Raw genomic sequence first — 21,764 nt, 5'->3', positions numbered from 1 at the left:
GACTCCCTATCCCAGCTTCTGCGGCATGAACATGGCCACCAACTGAGTGATGACCACATTGACGGTGAAGGCCGAGATCACTCCGACGACAACAGCAGCATTGACGGCATTGGCTACGCCGCGGGGCCCGTCCACGGCGGCAAAGCCGCGCTGACAGGCGACGATGACCACGATCACCCCGAAGATCTCCGTCTTGATCAGGGCGACCACCAGATCGCCGACCGACGCGAAGGATGCAAACGACGAGATGTAGCTTCCCGGTGTGCCGCCCTGAAATCCGACATTGATCATGTACCCGGCGGCGATCCCCATGAAGATGATCAGGATGCACAACAGCGGTGCCACGAACAGAATCGCCGCGAGCCGGGGTACGACGAGGCGTCGGACCGGGTCGATGCCCATGGTCTTCAGCGCATCGATCTCGTCGCGGATCGTGCGCGATCCCAGATCTGCCGCGATGGCCGAACCCGCGGCCCCACCGAGAAGCAGAGCGGCGACGATCGGCGCGCCCTGCCGGATCACCCCGAGACCGCCCGCGGCGCCGGCGATCGACGTGGCCCCGATCTGGTCGGTGAGCGAACCTACCTGGACCGAGACGATGACCCCGAACGGGATGGAGACGAGGATGGCGGGAACTGCAGTGACGGTGACGACGAACCAGGCTTGATCGACCGAATCACGCCATGGATGGCGCAGTCGGACGATGTCGGCAACGAGGTGAACGAAGGCGTCGAGGGCCAGCTCGAGCGCGCGACCGAAGGTACGAAATCCGGTGGACACGCGCGAGCGCCCGGCTCCGCTGACGTTCGATCGGATCGCCAACTCGACTCACCCCCCTGGTGATGTTGCGAAGCACTTGTGGGTGCTTCCGCAGCGCGCACCGAACCCCTCGGAGCGTCGCGAAAGGGAAAGTATCAGCTGGTCTCCGGGCAGGTGACGTTTTCATCACCTATCGACCTATGACTGTTCACAGAATCGATAGCACTGCTTCATGATCCGAGTTCACCATCAGAACTGAGCGCCGTCACAACGAACGGCGGCGACCACCGAAGTGGTCGCCGCCGTCGTGTTCGGGGAGAGGATCAGAAGTTGATCATGTGGCCTGCGAGGCCGTGGATCGCTTCCTGCAGCGCCTCCGACAGAGTCGGGTGCGTGTGGACGTTGCGGGCCAGCTCGTTGACCGTCAGGTCCCACTTCTGGGCCAGGGTCAGCTCGGGCAGCAGCTCCGAGACATCCGGTCCGATGAGGTGGCCACCCAGAAGCTCGCCGTGCTCGGTGTCGGCGATGAGCTTGACGAAGCCGGTGGCGTCGCCCAGGCCGTGTGCCTTGCCGTTGGCGGCGAACGGGAAGTTCGCGACCTTGATGTCCGATCCGCGAGCCTGTGCCTCCTCGCGGGCCTGATCCTCGGTGAGCCCGAAGCTGGCGACCTGCGGCTGGCAGAACGTGGCGCGGGGCATCATGCGGTAGTCGTCGATCGGCAATGTCTCTGCGCCGCCGATGGTTTCGGCAGCCACCACGGCCTGCGCCTCCGCGACGTGGGCGAGCTGAAGCTTGGCTGTGACGTCGCCGATGGCGTAAATGTGCGGGACGTTGGTCTGCATCGTGTTCGTGATGCCGATGGCACCGCGATCGGTGAGTTCGACGCCGGTCTTCTCGAGGCCGAATCCTTCGACGCGCGGCGAGAACCCGACGGACTGCATCACCTTGTCGACGGTGAACGTCTCGCTCTCACCGGACTTGTTGTGCTTGATCTCGACGGTGACCTTGGAGCCGTCGTCGTCGATGCTCTGCACGCCTGCGCCGGTGATGACCTTGACGCCGAGCTTCTTGTACTGCTTCTCGATTTCCTTCGAGACGTCCTTGTCCTCGTTCGGAAGCGCGCGATCGAGGTACTCGACGATGGTCACGTCGACGCCGTAGTTCTTGAGCACGTAGCCGAACTCCATGCCGATCGCGCCGGCACCGACGATGAGGATCGACCCCGGCAGCTCCTTGGTCATGATCTGCTCTTCGTACGTGACGACGTTCTTGCTCAGCTCGGTTCCCGGGAGCAGCTTGGTGGTACTGCCGGTCGCGATGATCGCGTTGTCGAACGTGATCGTCTCGGTGCCACCCTTGGTCAGCTCGACCTCGATGGTGTTGGCGTCGGTGAACGTGCCCTGGCCGTCGTACTCGGGGATCTTGTTCTTCTTCATCAGGAAGTGGATGCCCTTGACGCGTCCGTCCGCGACCTTGCGGCTGCGGTCGAATGCCGCGCCGAAGCCGAAGGACGCTTCACCCGAAATGCCGAACAGCTTGGCCTCTTTGGTGAAGAGATGCGCCAACTCGGCGTTACGGAGAAGGGCCTTGGACGGGATGCAGCCGACGTTCAGGCACACACCGCCCCAGTACTTCTTCTCGATGATGGCAGTGCTGAGTCCGAGTTGTGCCGCGCGGATAGCAGCGACGTACCCACCGGGACCGGCTCCGAGGACAACGACGTCATAGTGTGAGGTCACGAGGCCCCAGCGTAGTCGTGCTCTGCCGCACTGTCTCGACCTGGTCTTCGTTACCCGCCGGTAGCCTCCGGTCGGCCGACCGACCCGAGGACGCGTCTGCTGCTAGAACTGTGGAATGGCAATTTCGGACGACCCGTACCTCTGGCTCGAAGACGTCACCGGCGACGCTGCGCTCGCGTGGGTGCGCGAGAAGAACGAGGTGACGGTCGAGGCGCTGAGCGCCACGGCCTTCGACGCCACCGAGGCGAGCATCCGAGAGATCCTCGACACCGATGCCCGCATTCCGTACGCCCGCCGCCGTGGGCAGTTTCTGTACAACTTCTGGCGCGACGGCGAGCACGTCCGCGGCCTCTGGCGTCGAACCACGATGGACGAGTACCGAACCGAGAATCCGGCGTGGGACGTGCTGCTCGATCTGGACGCGCTGGCCGAGAGCGAGGGCGAGAATTGGGTGTGGGGCGGTGCCCAGGTGCTGCGTCCCGACCAGAGACTGGCGCTGGTCACTCTGTCCCGCGGCGGAGCCGACGCGACGGTGGTTCGTGAGTTCGACCTCGACTCCCGCACGTTCCGCGCGCCGGAGGACGGCGGATTCGCACTACCCGAGGCCAAGACCGACATCGGCTGGATCGATGCCGACACCGTCTTCGTCGGAACGGACTTCGGGGACGGTTCACTCACCGAATCGGGCTACCCGCGGATCACCAAGCGGTGGCGGCGCGGCACCGACCTCGTCGAGGCCGAGACCGTCTTCGAGGGACAAGCACAGGACATCTCGATCTCCGCCTGGCACGATCGCACCCCCGGCTTCGAGCGTGACTTCGTTCAGCGGGCCACCGACTTCTACAACTCCGAGACCTACCTACTCGACGGGTCCGCGTTGACCCTGATCCCGACGCCCACCGACGCGTCGACCTCGGTTCACGAGAACTGGCTGCTGGTTCGGACGATGACGCCGTGGACCGTCGGCGACACCACTTACCCGGCCGGCGCACTGCTCGCTGCGGACTTCGACGAGTTCATTTCCGGTACAACATCTTTGACGGTGTTGTTCGCGCCGGACGAGCACACATCCCTGCATCAGTACGCGTGGACCGAGAATCATCTGCTGCTGGTGACACTGCAGGACGTGCGAACGCAGTTGCACGTCCTCACCCCTCGTGCGCGTTTTGCGTACCTGGAGGGGCGCAAAACGCGCACGACGGAGTGGGACACGGCCACCGTCGACGGGTTGTCCGACCTGACGTCCACCGAGATCATCGGTACGGACGCCGAGGAGAACGGCGACGAGTTCTTCCTGTCGTCCTCCGGCTATCTCACTCCGGCGACACTGCTGCTCGGCACGGTCGGGGGCGAACTGGAGATCCTCAAGCAGGCCCCGGCGTTCTTCGACGCCGACGGCATGACGGTGGAGCAGTTCTTCGCCCGCTCGGACGACGGAACACAGATCCCCTACTTCGTCGTCCGCCGCGTCGACGCCGGTCCCGGCCCCACGCTGCTGTACGGCTACGGCGGCTTCGAGATCTCGATGACTCCCGGCTACAGCGGCGCAACCGGACGAGCATGGCTCGAACGTGGCGGCACCTACGTCGTCGCCAACATCCGCGGCGGCGGCGAGTACGGGCCGTCCTGGCATACCCAGGTACTGCGTGCGGGACGTCATCTGGTGCACGAGGACTTCGCAGCGGTGGCGCGTGATCTCGTCACCCGGGGCATCACCACCACCGAGCAGCTGGCAGCTCAGGGCGGTAGCAACGGCGGCCTGTTGATGGGCATCATGGTGACGAAGTACCCGGAACTGTTCGGCGCGTTGGTATGTCAGGTACCGCTGTTGGACATGAAGCGTTACCACCTGCTGCTCGCAGGCGCGTCCTGGGTAGCCGAGTACGGCGATCCGGACAACCCCGACGAGTGGGAGTTCATCTCGCAGTACTCCCCCTATCAGAACGTGGTGGCCGCGTCGGAGCGGCGGTATCCACCGATCCTGATCGCGACCTCGACGAGGGACGACCGGGTCCACCCCGGACATGCTCGCAAGATGGCGGCTCGGTTGGCCGAACTCGGTCACGATGTGAACTACTACGAGAACATCGAGGGCGGACACGGCGGGGCATCGGACAATGCGCAATTGGCCTTCAAGACGGCGCTGACCTACGAGTTTCTGTGGCGGCACCTCACTCGCAGCTGACGGTCAGCCGGCGAGAGCGTCCTCGAACATCGGCCACGAGTTGTGCAGATCGGTCTCCCAGTAACCCCACGAATGGGTCCCCCGATCACGAAGCTCGAAGTGGGCCGGAATATCGAGCCGGCCAAGAGCAGTCTGCAGACGCCGCGTGCAGTCCCCCGTTGCCACCTCGATAGCGCCGCCCACGATCATCTGGTTGAGCAGTACGAAGCCCGGTCCGTTGGGATTGGTACCGTCCAGAGTGTCCGATGCTCCCGCCAGACCGCTGCCGTTGGAGATGTACAGCGCGGTTCCGCGCAACTTCTCGGCGTTGACGACCGCGTCGTTGCGAATCCAGTCGGGATCACCGTCGGGGCCCCACATGTTGGTCACGTCTGTTCCGAGAGCCAACGACGCGACGGTCTTGACGTACGCCTTGCCCAACGGATCGGTTGTCGAAGCACAGCCGCTGTACGAGCCGACTGCCCTGTAGAGCCCCGGATTCCGAATCGCCAGATTCAGCACCGATGTCGCCGCCATCGAGATACCGGCAATTACGTTGCGACCGTTGGTCTTCAACAGGTCATCGATGAGCGGGGGCAGTTCGTCCGCCAGGAACGTCGCCCACTTGTTACGGCCCTGGGCGGGATCGTCGCGCTGCCAATCCGTGTAGTAGGAGTACGCCCCACCGACCGGAGTCACCACGTTGACGTTCTTGTCGGCGAAGAAGGACACGACATCGGTTTGGGTGTACCAGTCCATTCCGTCGAGTCCGCCGCCCGCACCGTTGAGCAGATACAGCGTGGGGCTCGGTGCCGTCCGGTCGGGTGAACGCAGGATCTTCAGCGGAATCGTTCGATCCATCGCGGCAGAGTGGACGAACGCGGTCATGGCAACGTCGTCGGCAGCCTCGGTGCGCACCACGTAGGACGACGTCGAGCGAATCGGCAGCGAGTCGACAGGCGCCGCGAGTGCGAGTGGCTGCATCGCAGCCGTCATGCAGGCAACCGCGCACAGTACGGCCATTCCGCGTCCGGTCGAACGAGCGAACCCGACCCCACCCCTTCGTCGACGAATCGAATCCCCCACGCCGTTCATAGTCGTGCCCACTAACGTCGTCGAACAATTGTTGGTTCAAAAGCTTTCTACACCAAAACGAACCGGAAGTATGCTGAAATGACGAATAGTGTGCTAAAAACCAAAAGTTAATTCAAGTGGACTACCTGCGCATCCACTCGGCCACGAGGTCGGCGACCACGGTGGGGTTACGGATCCAGCCGTTGTGACCGAGAGGCTCGTCCACGTGCTTCGAGGTGACGTCCGCATGAACGAGCTTGCGGACGAGGTTCTCCATCGACCCGCGCGGTGCGAGGTCGTCACCTTCGATGGTGACCGCAAGCACCGGAAGCGTCAGCCGACCCATGCGTTCCTCGTAGTCCATGTCCGCCCCCGCCGGCTCGATCGATCCGGTGCGTGCGAACCGGGACCAATCGTCGATCAGGACGCGTGACTGACGACCGAAGCCGCCGATACCGATTCGGTCACCCGGCCAGAAGCCGGCGATGCTACTGGTGATCGCCATAGCGGCAGCGCCCACGTACAGCGGGACGCCGCGGGTCGTACCGAAGCCACGGTGATACGGCGAGCCGGACGCCACCAGAATCAATCCGCCGAGCCTGCCTCGGATACGGGCGGCGTACATCGACCCGAGCTGCCCACCCATGCTGTGACCGAGAAGGTAGGGGGTCGCTTCCGGGAACTGCTCCCGAACCACCTCGAAGATCGCGGGAAAGTCGACCGACACCAGCTCCTGATACCCGTATCTGCTCGACGAGCTCGGCTTCGGCTTACTGTCGCCCTGACCGCGAAGATCGCCTATCGCAGCATGAAAGCCGCGCGCGACGAGCGCCTCGGCAAACAGCCGGTAGTAGCCGCCGGGGATCCCGAGACCCGGGAGAATCACGATGACGGGCGCATCGTCTCGACCCTCGCCCGGAAACAGTGTCACCGGCACCGTCGAACCGTCGGGCATCTGAATAGGAACCGTCTGCATCGGCCCACCTTATGACGTGGGCCCGTGCAGCCGACTAGAGGATGATCGGGTGGAAGCTACCCGTAGACCAGCTGAACCAGAACAGCTGACTGTTGATGAAGCCGACGATGGATTCGAGCATGATGCCCCCCGGAGTTCCCGTCGATGCCCGACGCACCGGCGATCTACTCAGGTCTACCGGATCGGCGGCGAATCATCGACTGATGCAGAGCTTTTCGGTCGAACGAATGACACTTCGAAACCACGAAAGCCGGGTCCGACAGCATGTCGGGCCCGGCTTTCGGTCGCGGTTCAGCTGGGAAGCGCGCCGGGGATTTCGAGCACGCCCGAGCCGCTGCCCTCCGAGCTACCGAGAGCGAGCAACTGCAGCAGGATTGCGAGCAATTCCATTGAAAACTCCTTCAGGAAAGCGGGATTCGATGCTGCGACAGCATCGTGGAAGAACGTGGGGCCGAAAGACAGCGGCTCCGATCGGGCGTCACGGCCAGGGGCCGACGGCGTGGAGCCAGGAATGTCAGTCGGAAGAAGAACTGATACCCGAGAAGAGCTGGAGGAGAATTGCGAAGAGGTCACCGAGTTCAGCGGACATGCGACAGGCTCCTTGATAGAGGGGGATGCAGATCGAACGTGACGGTCGTCACTCGATTACCTCTGCAAGAAGATTTGTACCCGATCGGATTACGTTCTGTATACGCATTCGAGACTAAAAGTCGAAAATCTTAGTGAGCCATCACAAAACGGTCACGGTGTCGCCGATGCCGCGGCCGCCCCCGACGGCGACCGCGACATTATCCGACTGCTTAAGCGGCGCTACCGGACGTCAGCACGCCGACGATCTGGTCGACGATCGCATCGACGATGCCGTCGTAGACTCCGGTGGCGATGTCGGTGAAGAACTGCGCTGCTGAACCCATGAGAACTCCTGATGCTCGTGTGTACGTACAGCCGTAGGTAATACGACCTTCTTCGTTCTTACCGCACGCTAAGGTTTGGCGCAGCACCCGGTACCAACTCGAGATGCCGACAAGGCGTTACCGCAACCGAGTACCGGAAAGCACACCGCGAATTCGCCGAAAACTATTCGCCGATCACGTCTTTGGCGCGACCGACAAGCAGTGGGTCTGTTTCTCCGACTATTTCGGGGTCCTTGTTGGCATAGTCGAATTTGTTGAGCACAAAACGCATTGCATTGATGCGGGCGCGCTTCTTGTCGTTGCTCTTGACGATCGTCCACGGTGCGACGTCGGTGTCGGTGGCGCGAAAGTTCTCTTCCTTCGCCGCGGTGTACGCATCCCATTTGTCCAACGATGCGAGGTCCATGGGCGAAAGTTTCCATTGCCGCACCGGGTCGACCTGCCGAATAGCGAAGCGGGTGCGCTGCTCGTGTTGCGAGACCGAGAACCAGAACTTGGTCAGGCTGATGCCCTCGTCCACGAGCATCTGCTCGAACAACGGAGCCTGCCGGACGAACTGGGCGTGTTGCTCGTCAGTGCAGAAGCCCATCACGCGTTCCACACCTGCCCGGTTGTACCAGGACCTGTCGAACATGACGATCTCGCCGGCGGCAGGCAGATGCGCGATGTAGCGCTGGAAGTACCACTCCGTCGACTCACGGACCGACGGCTTCTCGAGGGCGACGACGCTGGCACCGCGGGGGTTCAGGTGCTCCATGAAGCGCTTGATCGTGCCACCCTTACCGGCGGCGTCCCGGCCCTCGAAAATGATGACGTGGCGTCGACCGGTCTCCTTGGTCCACATCTGCAGCTTCAGAAGCTCGATCTGCAGCAGTCGCTTCTCGAGGTCGTACTCCGCCCGAGTCATGCGTTCGTCGTACGGGTAGTTCTCCCGCCAGGTATCGACGACGTGCCCGTCGGGGACCGTCAGCAGAACCGGATCGTCGTCGTCGGAGTCGTCGACGGTGTAGCCCGATGTGTCGGCAAGATCAACTGCCTTGGTGATGTCGAGCAGATCGCTCAGGTTCGTACGTGAAGCCTCACCGTTGCGGAGATCGTTGTCGGTCATGTGCCGAAAGTTAGTGCTCATCGGTGACCAATCCATGGCGATTCGGTGAACACCGCACGCCTTCGGCCGCTGCACGTCGCTCCCGGCCCGCAAGGGGGACGGGCCGGGGCGACGCCCGCACGGCCGATCGAATGCGACCGTAGCCCTCACCGAAGGTTTCGGTCCAGGCCTCGGCGCGGAAAAGTCGAGGATATTGTTCCAGCAGCGTGTGCCGGACCGTCCGTTTATCGGGGTCGATATGGGTGAAACCCCCGATGCGCCGAAAGCCGTTGATGACGCAGACTTTTCACCATGACATTCGAGAGCGGTTCACCCAGAGAATTCACCCGGTCGAGTACACAGAACATGGTGGGAGGTGTGTGTGGCGGAATTGCCGAGTATTTCGGCTGGGACGTCAACATCGTCCGACTCGCCACCGTAGCCGGAGCAGTCCTCACCGGCGGCACCGTCGTACTGATCTACCTTGCGGCGCTGATGTTGATGCCGCGCCGGCCGTGATCCGGCGGCGGACACAGAAAAGGCCCCGTCGCCTCTGATCAGAGACGCGGGGCCGGTCTGTACCGAATTTAGCTGGAGCCGAAGCTGCCGGTGCTGCCGCCGAGGAGTCCTTCGAGCAGCCCGTCGAGCAGGTCGCCGGTGATGATGTCCGTGACACCGCCGTCTTCGCCGCCGCCGAGCAGACCGAGGATGAGATCAAGAAACATGAGGGAGAACCTTTCGAGGGCGTGGCCATGACCTGAGTCGCAAGTGTGACCAGGCCGCAGAAACATAACGTTCCGAATACGGCCCGGTCCACAGTTTCGGACAAAAAGGACCTACCGACTGTTTGAGCCCTCGAACGCGACGCCCAGTCAGTCCTCGTTCTTCCCTGTGATCAACCAACCGCATGGTGCCGCAAGGTCGTCGGCCGCGGCGGGTCCCATCGAACCGGGTGCGTAACTCTGCACCGTCGGCGGATTGTCCAACAACGGTGCGGCCACGTCCCACACGTGTGCCAAGCCGTCGGGCCGAGTGAACAGCGAACGATCGCCGCTGAGCACGTCGAGAATCAGGCGCGCGTACGGGCTGAGCGGCTCGGCATCGGGCACCGACTCGAGTGGGAGCGCCAGGTGTCCGACCGACAGGTCGAAATCGGGACCCGGCTCCTTGACCGTCATGGCGATGTCGATGCTGCCGTCGCCGGAGAGGTCGAACGAGAGCACCGCGCCGTCCTCCGGCAGCTCGCCCAGCGGACTGTCGGCCGGCTTGCGGAACACCAACGAGACGCGCTGTTGGCTCACCCCCAACATCTTTCCGGTGCGGAGCAGAAACGGAACCCCACGCCAGCGGTCGGTATCGACCCACAACTTCGCCGCCACGAACGTGTCGACGGACGAATTATCGTCGACGCCCTCGACGTCGCGGTAACCGTCGTACTGACCGAGAACCACCTCGGCGGTGTCGAGCGGCCGGAACCGACCGATCACGGTCTCGCGAGCGGCTTGCAGATCATCTGCCTTCAACGATGCCGGCGGCTCCATCGCCACCTCGGCCGCAACCTGGAACAGGTGGGTGACGAGCATGTCCAGCACTGCGCCGGTGGCGTCGTAGAACTCGGCGCGATCGTCGATGTCGAGGGTCTCGGGCACGTCGATCTGCACCTGCGCCACGTGCTCGGCGCTCCAGATGCCACTGATCATTCCGTTGGCGAACCGCGCCACGTGCAGGTTCTGCGTCGCTTCCTTGCCGAGGAAGTGATCGATTCGATAGACCTGTTTTTCGTCGACGACCTCGTGGACGGCCTTGTCGAGTTCCTCGAAGTTCTTCTGCGAGGTGCCGAAGGGCTTCTCATACACAACCCGGGCACCATCGGCGAGATCGTGTGCCCCGAGGGCCTTCGTGTAATCGACGAAGGTGCTCGGCGGCAATGCGATGTAGTGCACCAACTGGGCGTCGTCACCGATGTCCTTCTTCACCTCGGCGACGACGTCGGGCAACTTACCGGGATCATCGACGGTGAAGCCGTTGCCCGCAAAGCGGATTCGCTCGGAAAACGCAGACCAATCGTCCTCGGCCACGTTCTCGGCGAACTCGTCGAGAACGCTACGGACATGATCGCGGAACTCGTCGTCGGACGAGTCCTTGCGACCGTTGCCGATCAGGACCCATTTCTCGGGCAGTAGGCCCTCGAGGTGAAGTTGGTAGAACGACGGCAGGACCATTCGCTTCGCGAGGTCTCCGGTTGCGCCGAACAGGACGAATACAGTGGGTTGCGAGGACGCCATGACCTCCACTATGCACCGCAGAGTTTGGGAGCGCACAGTGCCGACGATGAGGGTGGATGATGACCAGATCACGGTTTCACGGGGAGATCTACGGGGTAGGCACGGCGTCAGGTGTGCGAATCGTCGTTGGGCATTGGACGCGGTCGCCGCTCGGCGAGTTCACCGACGTCATGGTCCAATTCGCCGACGGGCAGCGTCTGCTGATAGCGCCCAACGAGGACGTCAGGGAATTCGTCACCGCGACATACACCTTCGACTCCACCGAGCTGGTACCGGTGACGTTCGCGGCGGAACCCGACAATTGGCGCTCGGTGCGGGCCGGTGATCTGTCGGTGAGAATTCGCGTTGCCGGGCCCACCATGCTCGGCCGCGCGTTGCGCCTCGTCCCCGATGCAGTGTCGACGGCACCGTGGTTCTGCGCGATCAGCGATCCCATCGCACGAGTGATACTGCGCGGCGTACGCACCCGCGGCAGCGCCGGTGGGGGCCGACGCGAGTATTACGGTGCGCGCGGCCAACATCGGGTCACCGACGTCTCGGCATCGTGGCAGGGCAAGGACCTCGGATCGCTCACCCCCGTCACTCCCCCGGTGACCTTCGGTTTCGGCAGCACCCCGGCGGCACCGTCGGTCACCGCCATCACCACCACGATCGACAGTTAGACCACCACCGCGCCGGACTTTCGCAGATCGTCGAGGGCCGTGGCGGACGTCTCGGGCGCAACGCCCGCAACGAGATCGGTGAGAACGCGGACGTCGAGCTTCTCGGCCACAGCGTCTTTCGCGGACGCCAGCACGCAGTAGTCGGTTGCAAGTCCGACGACGTCGATGGCAGTGACCTCGTTGGCGGTGAATATCTCGGCGAGGGGTGTCCCGTCCTCGGTGACACCCTCGAACGCCGAGTACGACGGTTTCCCCTGCCCCTTGTAGACGTGCACGTCGACCGAACCGGTTGCGTAGTCCGGGTGATACTCGGCGCCGACCGTGCCCGCTACGCAGTGCACCGGCCACGTGGTGACGAAATCCGGGGCGGCATCGGTCGCGAAGTGTCCACCGTTGTCGCCCTCCGCATCGTGCCAATCGCGCGAGGACACCACGAGGTCGTACTCGTCACCGTGGCGCGCAAGGTAAGCGCTCACCTTGCGGGCGACCTCCGCGCCGCCGCTCACCGCGAGCGCGCCGCCCTCGGTGAAATCGTTCTGCACATCCACTATCAACAGAGCACGTGTCATGGAGCCCAGTATCCTCGACGCGTGCGCATATCGTCTCTCGTCACCTACCCCGTCAAGGGATGCGCAGGTGTCGCACTGGATTCGGCCCACGTGAGTGCCACCGGTCTCGAACACGATCGAGCATTCATGATCGTCGACGAAGACGGCGCTTTTCGCAGTCAACGCACCGATCCCGTTCTCGCGGTCGTTCGATGCTCGGTGGGTGACGGAACGTTGACCCTCTCGCATGCGACGACCGGTTCGGTGACCGTGCCGGTGGACCGGGACTCCGAGGCGCGGGACATCACGATGTTTCGCGCACCGATGCACGGTATCGACCAGGGCGACGAGGTCGCCGACTGGCTCGCCGAGGTGATCGGAGAACCGTCCAGGCTGGTTGTTGCCCCACGCGACCACGGCCGTGTCACCGATGGAATCTCCCCCGGGACAGCACAATTCGCCGACAGCGCTGCGGTACACATCCTCTCGACCGCCACACTGGCCGGTCTCAACTCCCGACTCGACGTCGCACTGCCGATGGATCGATTTCGCCCCAACATCGTTCTCGACGGATGGGAAGAACCGCACCGGGAGGACGAGATCCGGGAAGTCGCGATCGGGTCCGCTCGCCTCGCCTACACCAAACTGGCCATCCGCTGCGCCGTCACCACGGTCGAGCAGACCACCGGTGAGCGGGGCGGGCCGGAACCGCTGCGCACCCTGGGTGACTACCGCCGAGGTCGGCAGAAGGGCGTCGCGTTCGGTTCCAAGTTCTCGGTGATCGAAGAAGGCACCGTCTCGATCGGTGACGAACTACGCGTCGAGTCCTGGGGCGCGTCGGAGCTGTAGTGCGCTGAGTGTCCACTATTTGCGTCCGCAGACGGTTTTCCGCCTACGAGAACGAATTGTGGACAACCATCGCACTTGCTTCCGATGCAATGAGCGCCGCCAACTGAATACGTGCCTGCCCCGCGCGCAGTTCCCGTGAGAACACCGCACCCGCATTCAGCAGATCGTGCCCACCTCCGCCGCCGCCGTACGTCGGCGAGGTCTCACCGAACGGCACCCGCGTCGTGACGACCACGTGCACCCCGGCGTCCACCGCATGCTTCACCGCGCGGACGACACTGGCGTTTGTGTTCCCCGAGCCCAGTGCCTCGAGCACGATGCCCGACGCCCCGGCGTCGACGCAGGCATCGATCTGGACGCCGTCGGCACCCGGATACAACGCGACGACGTCGACCCTGATCCCGGCAACGGGCTTCCACTGCAAGGGTTTCGGCCGAAGGAGCGCGGCAGAGCGGAACGCGTCGAGCTCGGTGGTGTGCATCTTGATCGCACCGCGCGCCGGCAGCAACCGTCCACCGAAGGCGATCAAGACACCGCGTTCGGACTGCGCTGCCGCCACCGCTGCGGCGATATTGCTCGGCCCGTCGGGGTCTGGGTGATCGGCCGTGCGCTGGGCACCGGTGAACACCACCGGACGCTCGTCGTCGTGGAACAGATCGACGTAGAGGACCGACTCCTCCATCGTGTCGGTTCCGTGCAGCACCACCGCTCCGACGCAGCCGTCCTCGGCCAGGGCATCCGTCACTGCAGTGCGAATGGTGTCGAGATCCGCGAAGTCCAGAGCGGAGCTGTCCTTCGACATCACCTCACGCACCCGCACACCCTCGAGATCTATCCCTGCACCGGCCACCGGCCGAGACACCCCGTGCTCGTCGCGACTACTGGCGATCGTTCCACCGGTGGTCAACAAGGCGACATGCTCACTCACTTCGCGCTGCTACCTCTCGAATTCTGTTGCGGCACAAGTACCAACCTCCGATGAGCATCGGCGCGATGAGCAGGATCGACGCCACCGTCCAGGTTCCCACGGGTTTGTCGAAGGCCATCAGCACGAGTACACACGCCAGGAAGCCTAGCGTTGCGTATCCGGTGTACGGCGCACCGAACAGTCGGAATGCAGGTCGGGTGACCGCGCCGGTCTTGGACAGCGACCAGAACTTCAGTTGGCACGCCACGATCACGGCCCATGCGCTGATGATGCCGAGCGCAGCGAGGTTGAGCACGATCTCGAATGCCTGCGCCGGCACGACGGCATTGAGCACGACGCCGAGCAACGTCACCACCGACGTCAGTGCGATGCCGCCGTACGGCACCCCCGACTTGTTCATCCGGGCCGCAAATTTCGGAGCCGAGCCGGCGACGGCCATCGAATGCAGGATGCGTCCGGTGGAATACAGCCCGGCGTTGAGTGAGGACAGCGCCGCGGTGAGGACCACAAGATTCATGATCGCGTCGGCGCCGTCGACGTCGATGGCTCCGAAGAACGTCACGAACGGACTCTCACCGGCCTGATATGCGGTGTGCGGCAGCAGAAGTGAGAGCAACAGCACCGAACCGACGTAGAACACGACGATGCGGACGATGACGGTGTTGATCGCCTTGGGAATAACCTTCTCCGGGTGCTGCGTCTCCCCGGCTGCCGTGCCGACCAGCTCGATCGAGGCGTACGCGAATACGACGCCCTGGATCACGACGATCGCAGGTAGCAGTCCGTTGGGGATGAGACCCCCGTTGTCGGTGAGCACACTCAGACCCGGCTCCTGCCCGTCGATGGGTGTGCCGAAGATGACGTAGTAGGTGCCGATCGCCAAGAAAGTCACCAGCGCAACGACTTTGATGAGCGCGAACCAGAATTCGAGCTCGCCGAAGACCTTGACCGACACCAGATTCAAACCGAGCACGAGCACCAGGCCTGCGAGCGCGAACACCCATTGGTCGACGTCGCCCAGTGGCGCCCAGTACTTCTTGAAGAAATTCATGTACAGCGCCACGGCGGTGACATCGACAACCGCCGTCATCGCCCAGTTCATCCAGTAGAGCCAGCCGGCTGCGAAAGCGACTTTCTCCCCGAAGAATTCGCGCGAGTACGACACGAACGATCCTGATGACGGTCGGTGCATCACCAGCTCGCCCAGCGCGCGCAGGATCAGGAATGCGAAGAATCCACACAGCGCGTACACCAGAACCAACGCGGGACCGGCGTCGCGCAGTCGGCCGCCGGCACCCATGAAGAGGCCCGTGCCGATCGCGCCGCCGATGGCGATCATCTGAATCTGGCGCGGGGCCAGCTCTTTTCGATATCCCAGATCCTCTTCGTCGAAGGACTGCTTCTGGGTCGGGTTCTCTGTGCTCATCGCGTCACCTCGTCGATGTCTCGGGAGCAACGGCATGCTCGGTGGGAGCGACCCGCAGGTTCGCGAGATGCTCGGGGCTCAGCAGTCGATCCAGCTCCTCGCGCGCCAGCAACCCTTTCTCGAGCACAAGATCGACGACATTGCGACCACTGACCAGTGCTTCCTGGGCAATGGCGGTGGATTCGACGTATCCGAGATACGGGCTGAGAGCGGTGACCAGACCGATCGAGTTCTCGACGCGCTCGCGCAACAGATCCACGTTGGCAGTGATGCCGTCGACGCACCGATGCGCGACGGTGCGGCAGGCGGCACTGAGATGCGCCATACCGTCCGACAGGGATTTGACGATGATCGGCTCGAATGCGTTGAGCTGCAGCTGCCCCGCCTCGGCGGCCATCGTGATGGTGACGTCGTGCCCGATCACCTCGTAGGCAACCTGGTTGAGAACCTCGGGAATGACGGGATTCACCTTGCCGGGCATGATCGACGAACCCGCCTGCATCGGCGGCAGATTGATCTCGTTGAATCCGGCCCGCGGACCGGACGACAGCAGCCGCAGGTCGTTGCAGATCTTCGACAGCTTCACTGCCACACGCTTGAGCACACCGGACAGGTGTACGAACTGTCCGACGTCCTGAGTCGCCTCGATGAGATCCGTCGCGGTGACGAGCGGCAAGCCGGTGATGGTGCGCAGGTGCGCGACGGCCGACTCGGTGTAGCCGGCGGGTGCGTTGAGGCCGGTGCCGATAGCGGTGGCTCCGAGATTGATCTCGTGGACGAGCAGTGCGGCTTCTTCGAGCCGTGAGCAGTCCTCGTCGATCATGATCGCATAGGTACCGAACTCCTGCCCGAGGGTCATCGGCACCGCGTCCTGCAGCTGGGTGCGGCCCATCTTGACGACGGTCGCGAACTCGCTTGCTTTGCGGGAGAACGAATCTCGCAGCACCTTCATCGAGGCGATGAGCTCGTGTACGGCGAAGATGGTCGCGATGTTGACCGACGTCGGGTACACGTCGTTGGTGGACTGCGAGGCGTTCACGTGCTCGTTGGGGTGCAGCATGCTGTAGTCGCCGTGCGGATGCCCGAGGATCTCCAGGGCACGGTTCGCGATGACCTCGTTGGCGTTCATGTTGGTCGAGGTGCCCGCGCCGCCCTGAATGACGTCGACGACGAACTGCTCGTGCCACTGGCCGTCGAGAATTTCCTGGCACGCCGTGCGGATCGCCTCCCCGCGGGTGGCGTCGAGAATCCCGAGGTCCTGATTGGCCGATGCGGCCGCCCACTTCACCGCCGCGAGTCCACGAACGAGGTGCGCATTGGTGGAGATCGGACGCCCGGTGATGGGGAAGTTCTCGAGGGCTCGCAGAGTGTGGATTCCCCAATACACGCTCGTCGGGATGTCACGTTCCCCGAGAAGATCCTTCTCGATACGGGTATCGGCCACAGTTGCGCTCCTAGGTGGGGGTGTCTAGCTGTCCGGCTGTCTGACAGGTAGAGTGTGGCGCAGAACACCTCGTAGGTCAACCCCGGGATAGGATCACTGCATGAACCTGTCGGACAGCTGGGCAGTCAGTGCGCCCACCAATGCCCGCATGAGCGCAGCCGAGGCGGTGTTCGCAGACCTACGAGCCGCGATCTCGTCGGGCGATCTCCCCGTCGGACAGAAATTGCCGTCCGAGGCCTCGCTGGCCGCCCGACACAGCGTCAGCCGCTCCGTCATCCGTGAGGCCCTCAGATCGTGCACGGCCCTGGGTCTGACCGAAACCAAGACCGGCCGAGGGACGTTCGTCATCGCCGATCGGGTCACGGGCGATCTCGACATCGGCAACTACGCAGCGCGCGAGCTGATGGAGGCCAGGCCACACGTCGAAATTCCCGCCGCAGGCTGGGCAGCCGAAAGGCACACCGAGGAGGATCTGCAGATCCTGCTCGGGCTCACCGAGGAGATGCGCGAGGAGGACGACCAGCAGAGCTGGGTCACGCTCGACGGCCAATTCCACACCGCCATCGCCAGGGCCAGCAAGAACCGTGTGTTCGAGGCGATCATCGTCGATATCCGCGGCGCGTTGACCCGCCAATCCGAAACCCTCAACCTCGTCGCGCATCGCCAGCAGCAATCCAACATCGAGCACGACGCCATCGTCGAAGGAATCCGCTCGGGTAGTTACTCCGCTGCTGCTCAGGCCATGACCGACCACCTCAGCGCTGTCCGCGGAGCTGTGGAGTCACTGCGCCGGTGACGGTTGTGGACCGCACGGTGGGCCGGGAGTGCAGCCTGCGGAACGACCCCTACTAAGCTGCGGGCCGTGACGAAGGTACTGAACTCCCTCCCGGTCGGCGAACGAATCGGCATTGCATTCTCCGGCGGTCTCGACACCTCGGTGGCCGTGGCATGGATGCGCGAGCACGGCGCGGTCCCGTACGCGTACACCGCCGACATCGGCCAGTACGACGAACCGGATCTGTCGGATGTGCCCGAACGCGGCTTGGCCTATGGGGCCGAGCAGGCGCGGCTCATCGACTGTCGCGAACCGCTCGTCGAGGAGGGCCTGGCCGCGCTGACCTGCGGCGCGTTCCACATCCGCTCGTCGCTGCAGACGTACTTCAACACCACTCCGCTCGGCCGCGCGGTGACCGGCACGATGTTGGTCAAAGCGATGCAGGAGGACGGCGTCTCGATCTGGGGCGACGGTTCGACGTACAAGGGCAACGACATCGAGCGGTTCTACCGTTACGGCCTGCTCGCCAACCCGGAGCTGCGCATCTACAAGCCCTGGCTCGACGAGGCGTTCGTCGCCGAGCTCGGCGGCCGCCACGAAATGTCGCAGTGGCTCACGCAGCGCACGCTTCCCTACCGCGACTCCGCGGAGAAGGCGTACTCCACCGACGCCAACATCTGGGGTGCCACCCACGAAGCGAAGAAGCTCGAATACCTCGATACGTCCCTCGAGATCGTCAGCCCCATCATGGGCGTCAGGTTCTGGGATCCCGAGGTGGAGATCGCTCCCGAGGAGGTCACCGTCGAGTTCGAGCGCGGCCGCCCGGTGCGGATCAATGGACAGAGTTTCGACAGCCCCGTCGACCTCGTCATGGAAGCCAACGCCATCGGGGGACGCCACGGGCTCGGCATGAGCGACCAGATCGAGAACCGCATCATCGAAGCCAAGAGCCGGGGCATCTACGAGGCCCCCGGAATGGCGCTGCTGCACATCACCTACGAGCGTCTCGTCAACGCCATCCACAACGAGGACACCGTCGCGTCGTACCACAACGAGGGCCGTCGACTCGGACGCCTGCTGTACGAGGGCCGCTGGTTCGATCCGCAGGCACTGATGCTGCGCGAGGGCCTGCAGCGCTGGGTCGGTAACGTCGTTAGCGGCAGCGTGACACTGCGATTGCGCCGCGGCCAGGACTTCACGATCGTCGACACCCAGGGCAGCAACTTCAGCTACCACCCCGAGAAGCTGTCCATGGAACGCAGCCAGGGCCAGGCGTTCTTCCCCGGCGACCGCATCGGACAGTTGACGATGCGCAACCTCGACATCGCCGATTCACGCAGCAAACTCGAGCAGTACGCCGCGCAGAATCAGCTCACGGCCTGGGGCGATCTGATCGGCGAACTGCCCGCAGGCGGAGCCGACGCGATCGCCGCGAGCAGCCCCGATAGTTCGGTGGATTCCTCGGCCCTCGACAACGCCGCCATCGAGTCCGGCACCGACTAATTTTTGCCGCCGAACTCGCAGTTGTGTACGGATTTGTACGGATTTCCGTACATAACTGCGAGTTCGGCGCATCACTCTTCGGGCGCCGTCAAACCCTGATGCTCGTCGCGCTCGGCCCATTCGAGTAGCTCGTCGATCGCGAACACTGCGTCGTCGATGCCGTCATGCAGGTCACCCAATTCGGCAAACCTGGCCGGCACCGTGAACATCGTGAACTCGCGAGGATCCACGCTCGCTACTTCGTCCCACGAGATCGGCGTCGACACCGTCGCCTGCTGATTTCCCCGCACCGAATATGCACTGGCGATGGTGTGATCGCGGGCATTCTGGTTGTAATCGACGAACAGTTTCGACGGGTCGCGGTCCTTGCGCCACCACGTCGTGGTCACGTCCTCCGGTGCGCGACGCTCTACTTCTCGCGCGAAAGCCAATGCCGCCCTTCGTAAGTCCTTGAAGCCATAGGCCGGATCGATCCGAACGTAGATGTGCAGACCATGGCCGCCGGAGGTCTTGGGCCAGCCGACGGCACCGAGATCACTCAGCACTTCCTGCACCACCCCCGCCACACGCCGAACCCGATCGAAAGGGCAGTCGGGCATCGGGTCGAGGTCGATGCGCCACTCGTCGGGCATCTCGACGTCGGCGCGGCGACTGTTCCACGGGTGGAATTCGACGGTGGACATCTGCACGGCCCAGGCCACGTGCGCCAACTCCGTCACGCACAGTTCGTCGGCGGTGCGGTTGTAGCGGGGAAACGTCACCTGCACGGTCTCGAGCCACGGCGGCGCTCCGTTGGGCACGCGCTTCTGGTGCACCTTGTCGCCGGCGAGGCCCTTGGGAAAGCGGTGCATCATGCACGGGCGCTCCCGCAGCGCACGCACGATGCCGTCGCCCACGCTCAGGTAGTAGTTCACCAGATCCAGCTTGGTGGCCCCGCTCTCGGGGAAGTACACCCGATCGGGATTGGAGATGCGGACGATGCGGTCACCGACCGGTAACTCGATCGACGGAGAGCTACTGGCCATGCGGTCGAGCGTAAGCGATCAGGATCGAAGCGTGATGCCGTAACGGTCCCTTTTGCGATAGATGGTCGCGCGGCTCATGCCCAGTTCCTCCGCCGCCTCGTTCATCGTGACTCCGGGGCGAGTGAGCACGCGGATCATCTCGTCGCGCTCGAACGTCTCGATACGGGTGAGCCGATGGGTGGTGTGTGAGAGCACCTCCGGCGGAAGGTGTTCGATGCCGATGACGTCGGCGCGGATCGCCGCGTGGTGCATCACCGTCGCCACTTCGGCCACATTGCCCGGCCACGCGTATTCACGAAGCGCCCGCTCGGCGGCACCGGTCAGCGTGACTGCCCGGCCACGCACCCGGCCCGCCAGATGCAGCGCGAGCGGCGCGATGTCGTCGGGTCGGTGCCGAAGTGCAGGCAATTCGACGACCGTGCGCAGCAATCCCGCGAGTGCATGCGGCACGTCGTCGTAATTCGATGCCGTCACGGTCACCGGCACACCTGCTCCCGCGCGGCGCAGAAGCTCGGCCAACGTGTCCGCCGCGCGGGCGGGCAGCCGGTCGACGTCACGAATGACCACGGCGGTATCGGGTTTCGGCAATTCGGGAGTCCACAGGTCGAGCCAGGCTTCGACGTCACGGGCAGCGGGCGCACCGGCACTGAGGATTCGGCCACGGGGCCGAGCTGCCCGCAGCGCCCGGGCCAGGACGGTGGCTCGACCGGATCCTGCCTCGCCGACCATCAATACCGAACCATGATCGGCGAGAGCCGATTTCGCGGTGGCGAACGCGCTGCGCCACGCCGGCGAGAGGTCGTCGACGATGCCGGATCCCGCTCCACTGTGCGCGGTCTCGACCCGAAAGACCTCACCGCGCGGGGCCGGCCGAGGCTGCTGTCCCTGCGACCGGGCGAGCATCATGGCCGAAGTGTTCCCGGCAGCCGATTGAGCAAGGGCCAGAAGCAGATCCGACGACGACTGCGACCACGTCGTGAGATTGACGCACCCCTCGACCCGGCCGGTCAGTGGATCGAGCACCGGAGCAGCCGCACAGGTGTACCCGGCCAGCGACAGTGAATAGTGTTCGTCGGCTCTGACCACCGCGGGCACCCGATCCGCCAGCGCCAGCGCGAGTCCGTTGGTCCCCGTCTGATCCTCGGCATACGAGAACCCGGGTGCCAGATGGACCCGATCGAGGGCGGCGAGCAACTCGCGGTCGGCACTCACCCGATCCAGCACGAGACCGTCGGCATCGGTGAGCATCATCGATACCGGCTCGTTCGCCAACGTGTCGCGCAGGCCGTCGAGCACTTCCCGACCGCACCGGTAGAACAGGGATTCACCGTCGTAGGTGCCCGAGAAGACGGGAGCAACCTCGTCCAGCGAGACGCCGTACCGCTGACTGCGGTGCCAGGATGCGAGAAGACGGTGTGAGACGGCAGCGAGGGGCTCCGAGTGGAGTCGGGCTCGCGCGAGACCCTCCGATTCAGCCATGTGACCCACGTTACATTCGCTTGTCGCAATACCCGTCTGTCGATCGTCTCGAATTGAGACAACAAGAAGCCCTCGAGACGACCCCGCCGCTTTACCGTCGTGCACAGACAAACGTGACCCACGTCAC

Annotated in this window: 19 protein-coding genes; 6 read left to right on the top strand and 13 right to left on the bottom strand. The window is 63.9% G+C overall.

The window, feature by feature from the left end; translation table 11 throughout:
* Positions 1-6: 6 nt before the first annotated feature.
* Both AC5WEY_RS22425 and lpdA read right to left on the bottom strand, forming a co-directional pair.
* On the bottom strand, positions 7-822 hold the full coding sequence (locus tag AC5WEY_RS22425) for an MlaE family ABC transporter permease (protein ID WP_057475079.1): 816 nt from the start codon (positions 820-822) through the stop codon (positions 7-9).
* A gap of 260 nt (positions 823-1,082) precedes the next feature.
* Positions 1,083-2,498: a dihydrolipoyl dehydrogenase gene (lpdA, locus tag AC5WEY_RS22420; RefSeq protein ID WP_495647609.1), complete on the bottom strand. Its 1,416-nt coding sequence runs from the start codon at positions 2,496-2,498 to the stop codon at positions 1,083-1,085.
* 115 nt (positions 2,499-2,613) lie between these two features.
* Between lpdA and AC5WEY_RS22415 the strand changes: the two genes are divergently transcribed.
* Positions 2,614-4,683 carry a prolyl oligopeptidase family serine peptidase gene (locus AC5WEY_RS22415; RefSeq protein ID WP_495647608.1) on the top strand — a complete coding sequence of 690 codons (2,070 nt, stop codon included), beginning with the start codon at positions 2,614-2,616 and terminating at the stop codon, positions 4,681-4,683.
* A 3-nt stretch (positions 4,684-4,686) separates the two neighbouring features.
* On the opposite strand, the gene AC5WEY_RS22410 is transcribed toward AC5WEY_RS22415, so the two are convergent.
* The 3 genes from AC5WEY_RS22410 to ppk2 form a co-directional block, all read right to left on the bottom strand.
* On the bottom strand, positions 4,687-5,685 hold the full coding sequence (locus AC5WEY_RS22410) for an alpha/beta hydrolase (protein ID WP_495647607.1): 999 nt from the start codon (positions 5,683-5,685) through the stop codon (positions 4,687-4,689).
* Positions 5,686-5,878: 193 nt separating this feature from the next.
* A complete protein-coding gene (locus AC5WEY_RS22405) occupies positions 5,879-6,712 on the bottom strand; it encodes an alpha/beta hydrolase family protein (RefSeq protein WP_495647606.1) in 834 nt (277 codons plus the stop codon).
* A 1,077-nt stretch (positions 6,713-7,789) separates the two neighbouring features.
* A complete protein-coding gene (gene ppk2 / locus AC5WEY_RS22400) occupies positions 7,790-8,734 on the bottom strand; it encodes a polyphosphate kinase 2 (RefSeq protein WP_495647605.1) in 945 nt (314 codons plus the stop codon).
* A 291-nt stretch (positions 8,735-9,025) separates the two neighbouring features.
* On the opposite strand from ppk2, the gene AC5WEY_RS22395 reads away from it, so the two are divergent.
* Positions 9,026-9,232: a PspC domain-containing protein gene (locus AC5WEY_RS22395; protein ID WP_057475074.1), complete on the top strand. Its 207-nt coding sequence runs from the start codon at positions 9,026-9,028 to the stop codon at positions 9,230-9,232.
* Between the two features lie 68 nt (positions 9,233-9,300).
* On the opposite strand, the gene AC5WEY_RS22390 is transcribed toward AC5WEY_RS22395, so the two are convergent.
* Together AC5WEY_RS22390 and AC5WEY_RS22385 are read right to left on the bottom strand one after the other, a co-directional pair.
* A complete protein-coding gene (locus tag AC5WEY_RS22390; RefSeq protein ID WP_495647604.1) occupies positions 9,301-9,438 on the bottom strand; it encodes a hypothetical protein in 138 nt (45 codons plus the stop codon).
* 147 nt (positions 9,439-9,585) lie between these two features.
* Positions 9,586-10,998, bottom strand: coding sequence for a glucose-6-phosphate dehydrogenase (locus AC5WEY_RS22385; protein ID WP_495647603.1), 1,413 nt, complete (start codon positions 10,996-10,998; stop codon positions 9,586-9,588).
* 59 nt (positions 10,999-11,057) lie between these two features.
* Between AC5WEY_RS22385 and AC5WEY_RS22380 the strand changes: the two genes are divergently transcribed.
* Positions 11,058-11,660, top strand: coding sequence for a hypothetical protein (locus AC5WEY_RS22380; protein ID WP_495647602.1), 603 nt, complete (start codon positions 11,058-11,060; stop codon positions 11,658-11,660).
* On the opposite strand, the gene AC5WEY_RS22375 is transcribed toward AC5WEY_RS22380, so the two are convergent.
* Entirely contained in the window at positions 11,657-12,229 is a 573-nt protein-coding gene (locus AC5WEY_RS22375; protein WP_495647601.1) for an isochorismatase family protein, read from the bottom strand. The two genes, AC5WEY_RS22380 and AC5WEY_RS22375, sit on opposite strands and share 4 nt — an antisense overlap.
* A 21-nt stretch (positions 12,230-12,250) precedes the next feature.
* Here AC5WEY_RS22375 and AC5WEY_RS22370 point away from each other — a divergent pair, with 21 nt between their 5' ends.
* Positions 12,251-13,057, top strand: coding sequence for an MOSC domain-containing protein (locus tag AC5WEY_RS22370; RefSeq protein ID WP_495647600.1), 807 nt, complete (start codon positions 12,251-12,253; stop codon positions 13,055-13,057).
* 43 nt (positions 13,058-13,100) lie between these two features.
* On the opposite strand, the gene AC5WEY_RS22365 is transcribed toward AC5WEY_RS22370, so the two are convergent.
* From AC5WEY_RS22365 to aspA, 3 genes are read right to left on the bottom strand one after another with little or no spacing between them, the layout of a single operon-like run.
* Entirely contained in the window at positions 13,101-13,985 is an 885-nt protein-coding gene (locus AC5WEY_RS22365) for an asparaginase (protein WP_495647599.1), read from the bottom strand.
* Positions 13,978-15,411: an amino acid permease gene (locus AC5WEY_RS22360; protein ID WP_495647598.1), complete on the bottom strand. Its 1,434-nt coding sequence runs from the start codon at positions 15,409-15,411 to the stop codon at positions 13,978-13,980. Before AC5WEY_RS22360 ends, AC5WEY_RS22365 begins: the two co-directional genes overlap by 8 nt.
* 4 nt (positions 15,412-15,415) lie before the next feature.
* Positions 15,416-16,855, bottom strand: a complete 1,440-nt coding sequence (gene aspA / locus AC5WEY_RS22355) for an aspartate ammonia-lyase (protein WP_495647597.1) — start codon at positions 16,853-16,855, stop codon at positions 15,416-15,418.
* 100 nt (positions 16,856-16,955) lie between these two features.
* Here aspA and AC5WEY_RS22350 point away from each other — a divergent pair, with 100 nt between their 5' ends.
* Positions 16,956-17,651, top strand: a complete 696-nt coding sequence (locus AC5WEY_RS22350) for a FadR/GntR family transcriptional regulator (RefSeq protein ID WP_057475068.1) — start codon at positions 16,956-16,958, stop codon at positions 17,649-17,651.
* A gap of 66 nt (positions 17,652-17,717) precedes the next feature.
* Positions 17,718-19,133, top strand: coding sequence for an argininosuccinate synthase (gene argG, locus AC5WEY_RS22345; protein ID WP_495647596.1), 1,416 nt, complete (start codon positions 17,718-17,720; stop codon positions 19,131-19,133).
* 71 nt (positions 19,134-19,204) lie between these two features.
* On the opposite strand, the gene ligD is transcribed toward argG, so the two are convergent.
* Together ligD and AC5WEY_RS22335 are read right to left on the bottom strand one after the other, a co-directional pair.
* The gene (gene ligD / locus AC5WEY_RS22340; protein WP_495647595.1) at positions 19,205-20,158 is read right to left on the bottom strand and encodes a non-homologous end-joining DNA ligase; all 954 of its coding nucleotides are present in this window, start codon (positions 20,156-20,158) and stop codon (positions 19,205-19,207) included.
* 18 nt (positions 20,159-20,176) lie between these two features.
* On the bottom strand, positions 20,177-21,637 hold the full coding sequence (locus AC5WEY_RS22335; RefSeq protein WP_495647594.1) for an AAA-type ATPase lid domain-containing protein: 1,461 nt from the start codon (positions 21,635-21,637) through the stop codon (positions 20,177-20,179).
* Between the last annotated feature and the right edge of the window lie 127 nt (positions 21,638-21,764).

The sequence above is a fragment of the Rhodococcoides sp. S146-33 genome (genome assembly GCF_059489205.1).
This window is presented reverse-complemented; position numbering and strand designations above follow the sequence as displayed.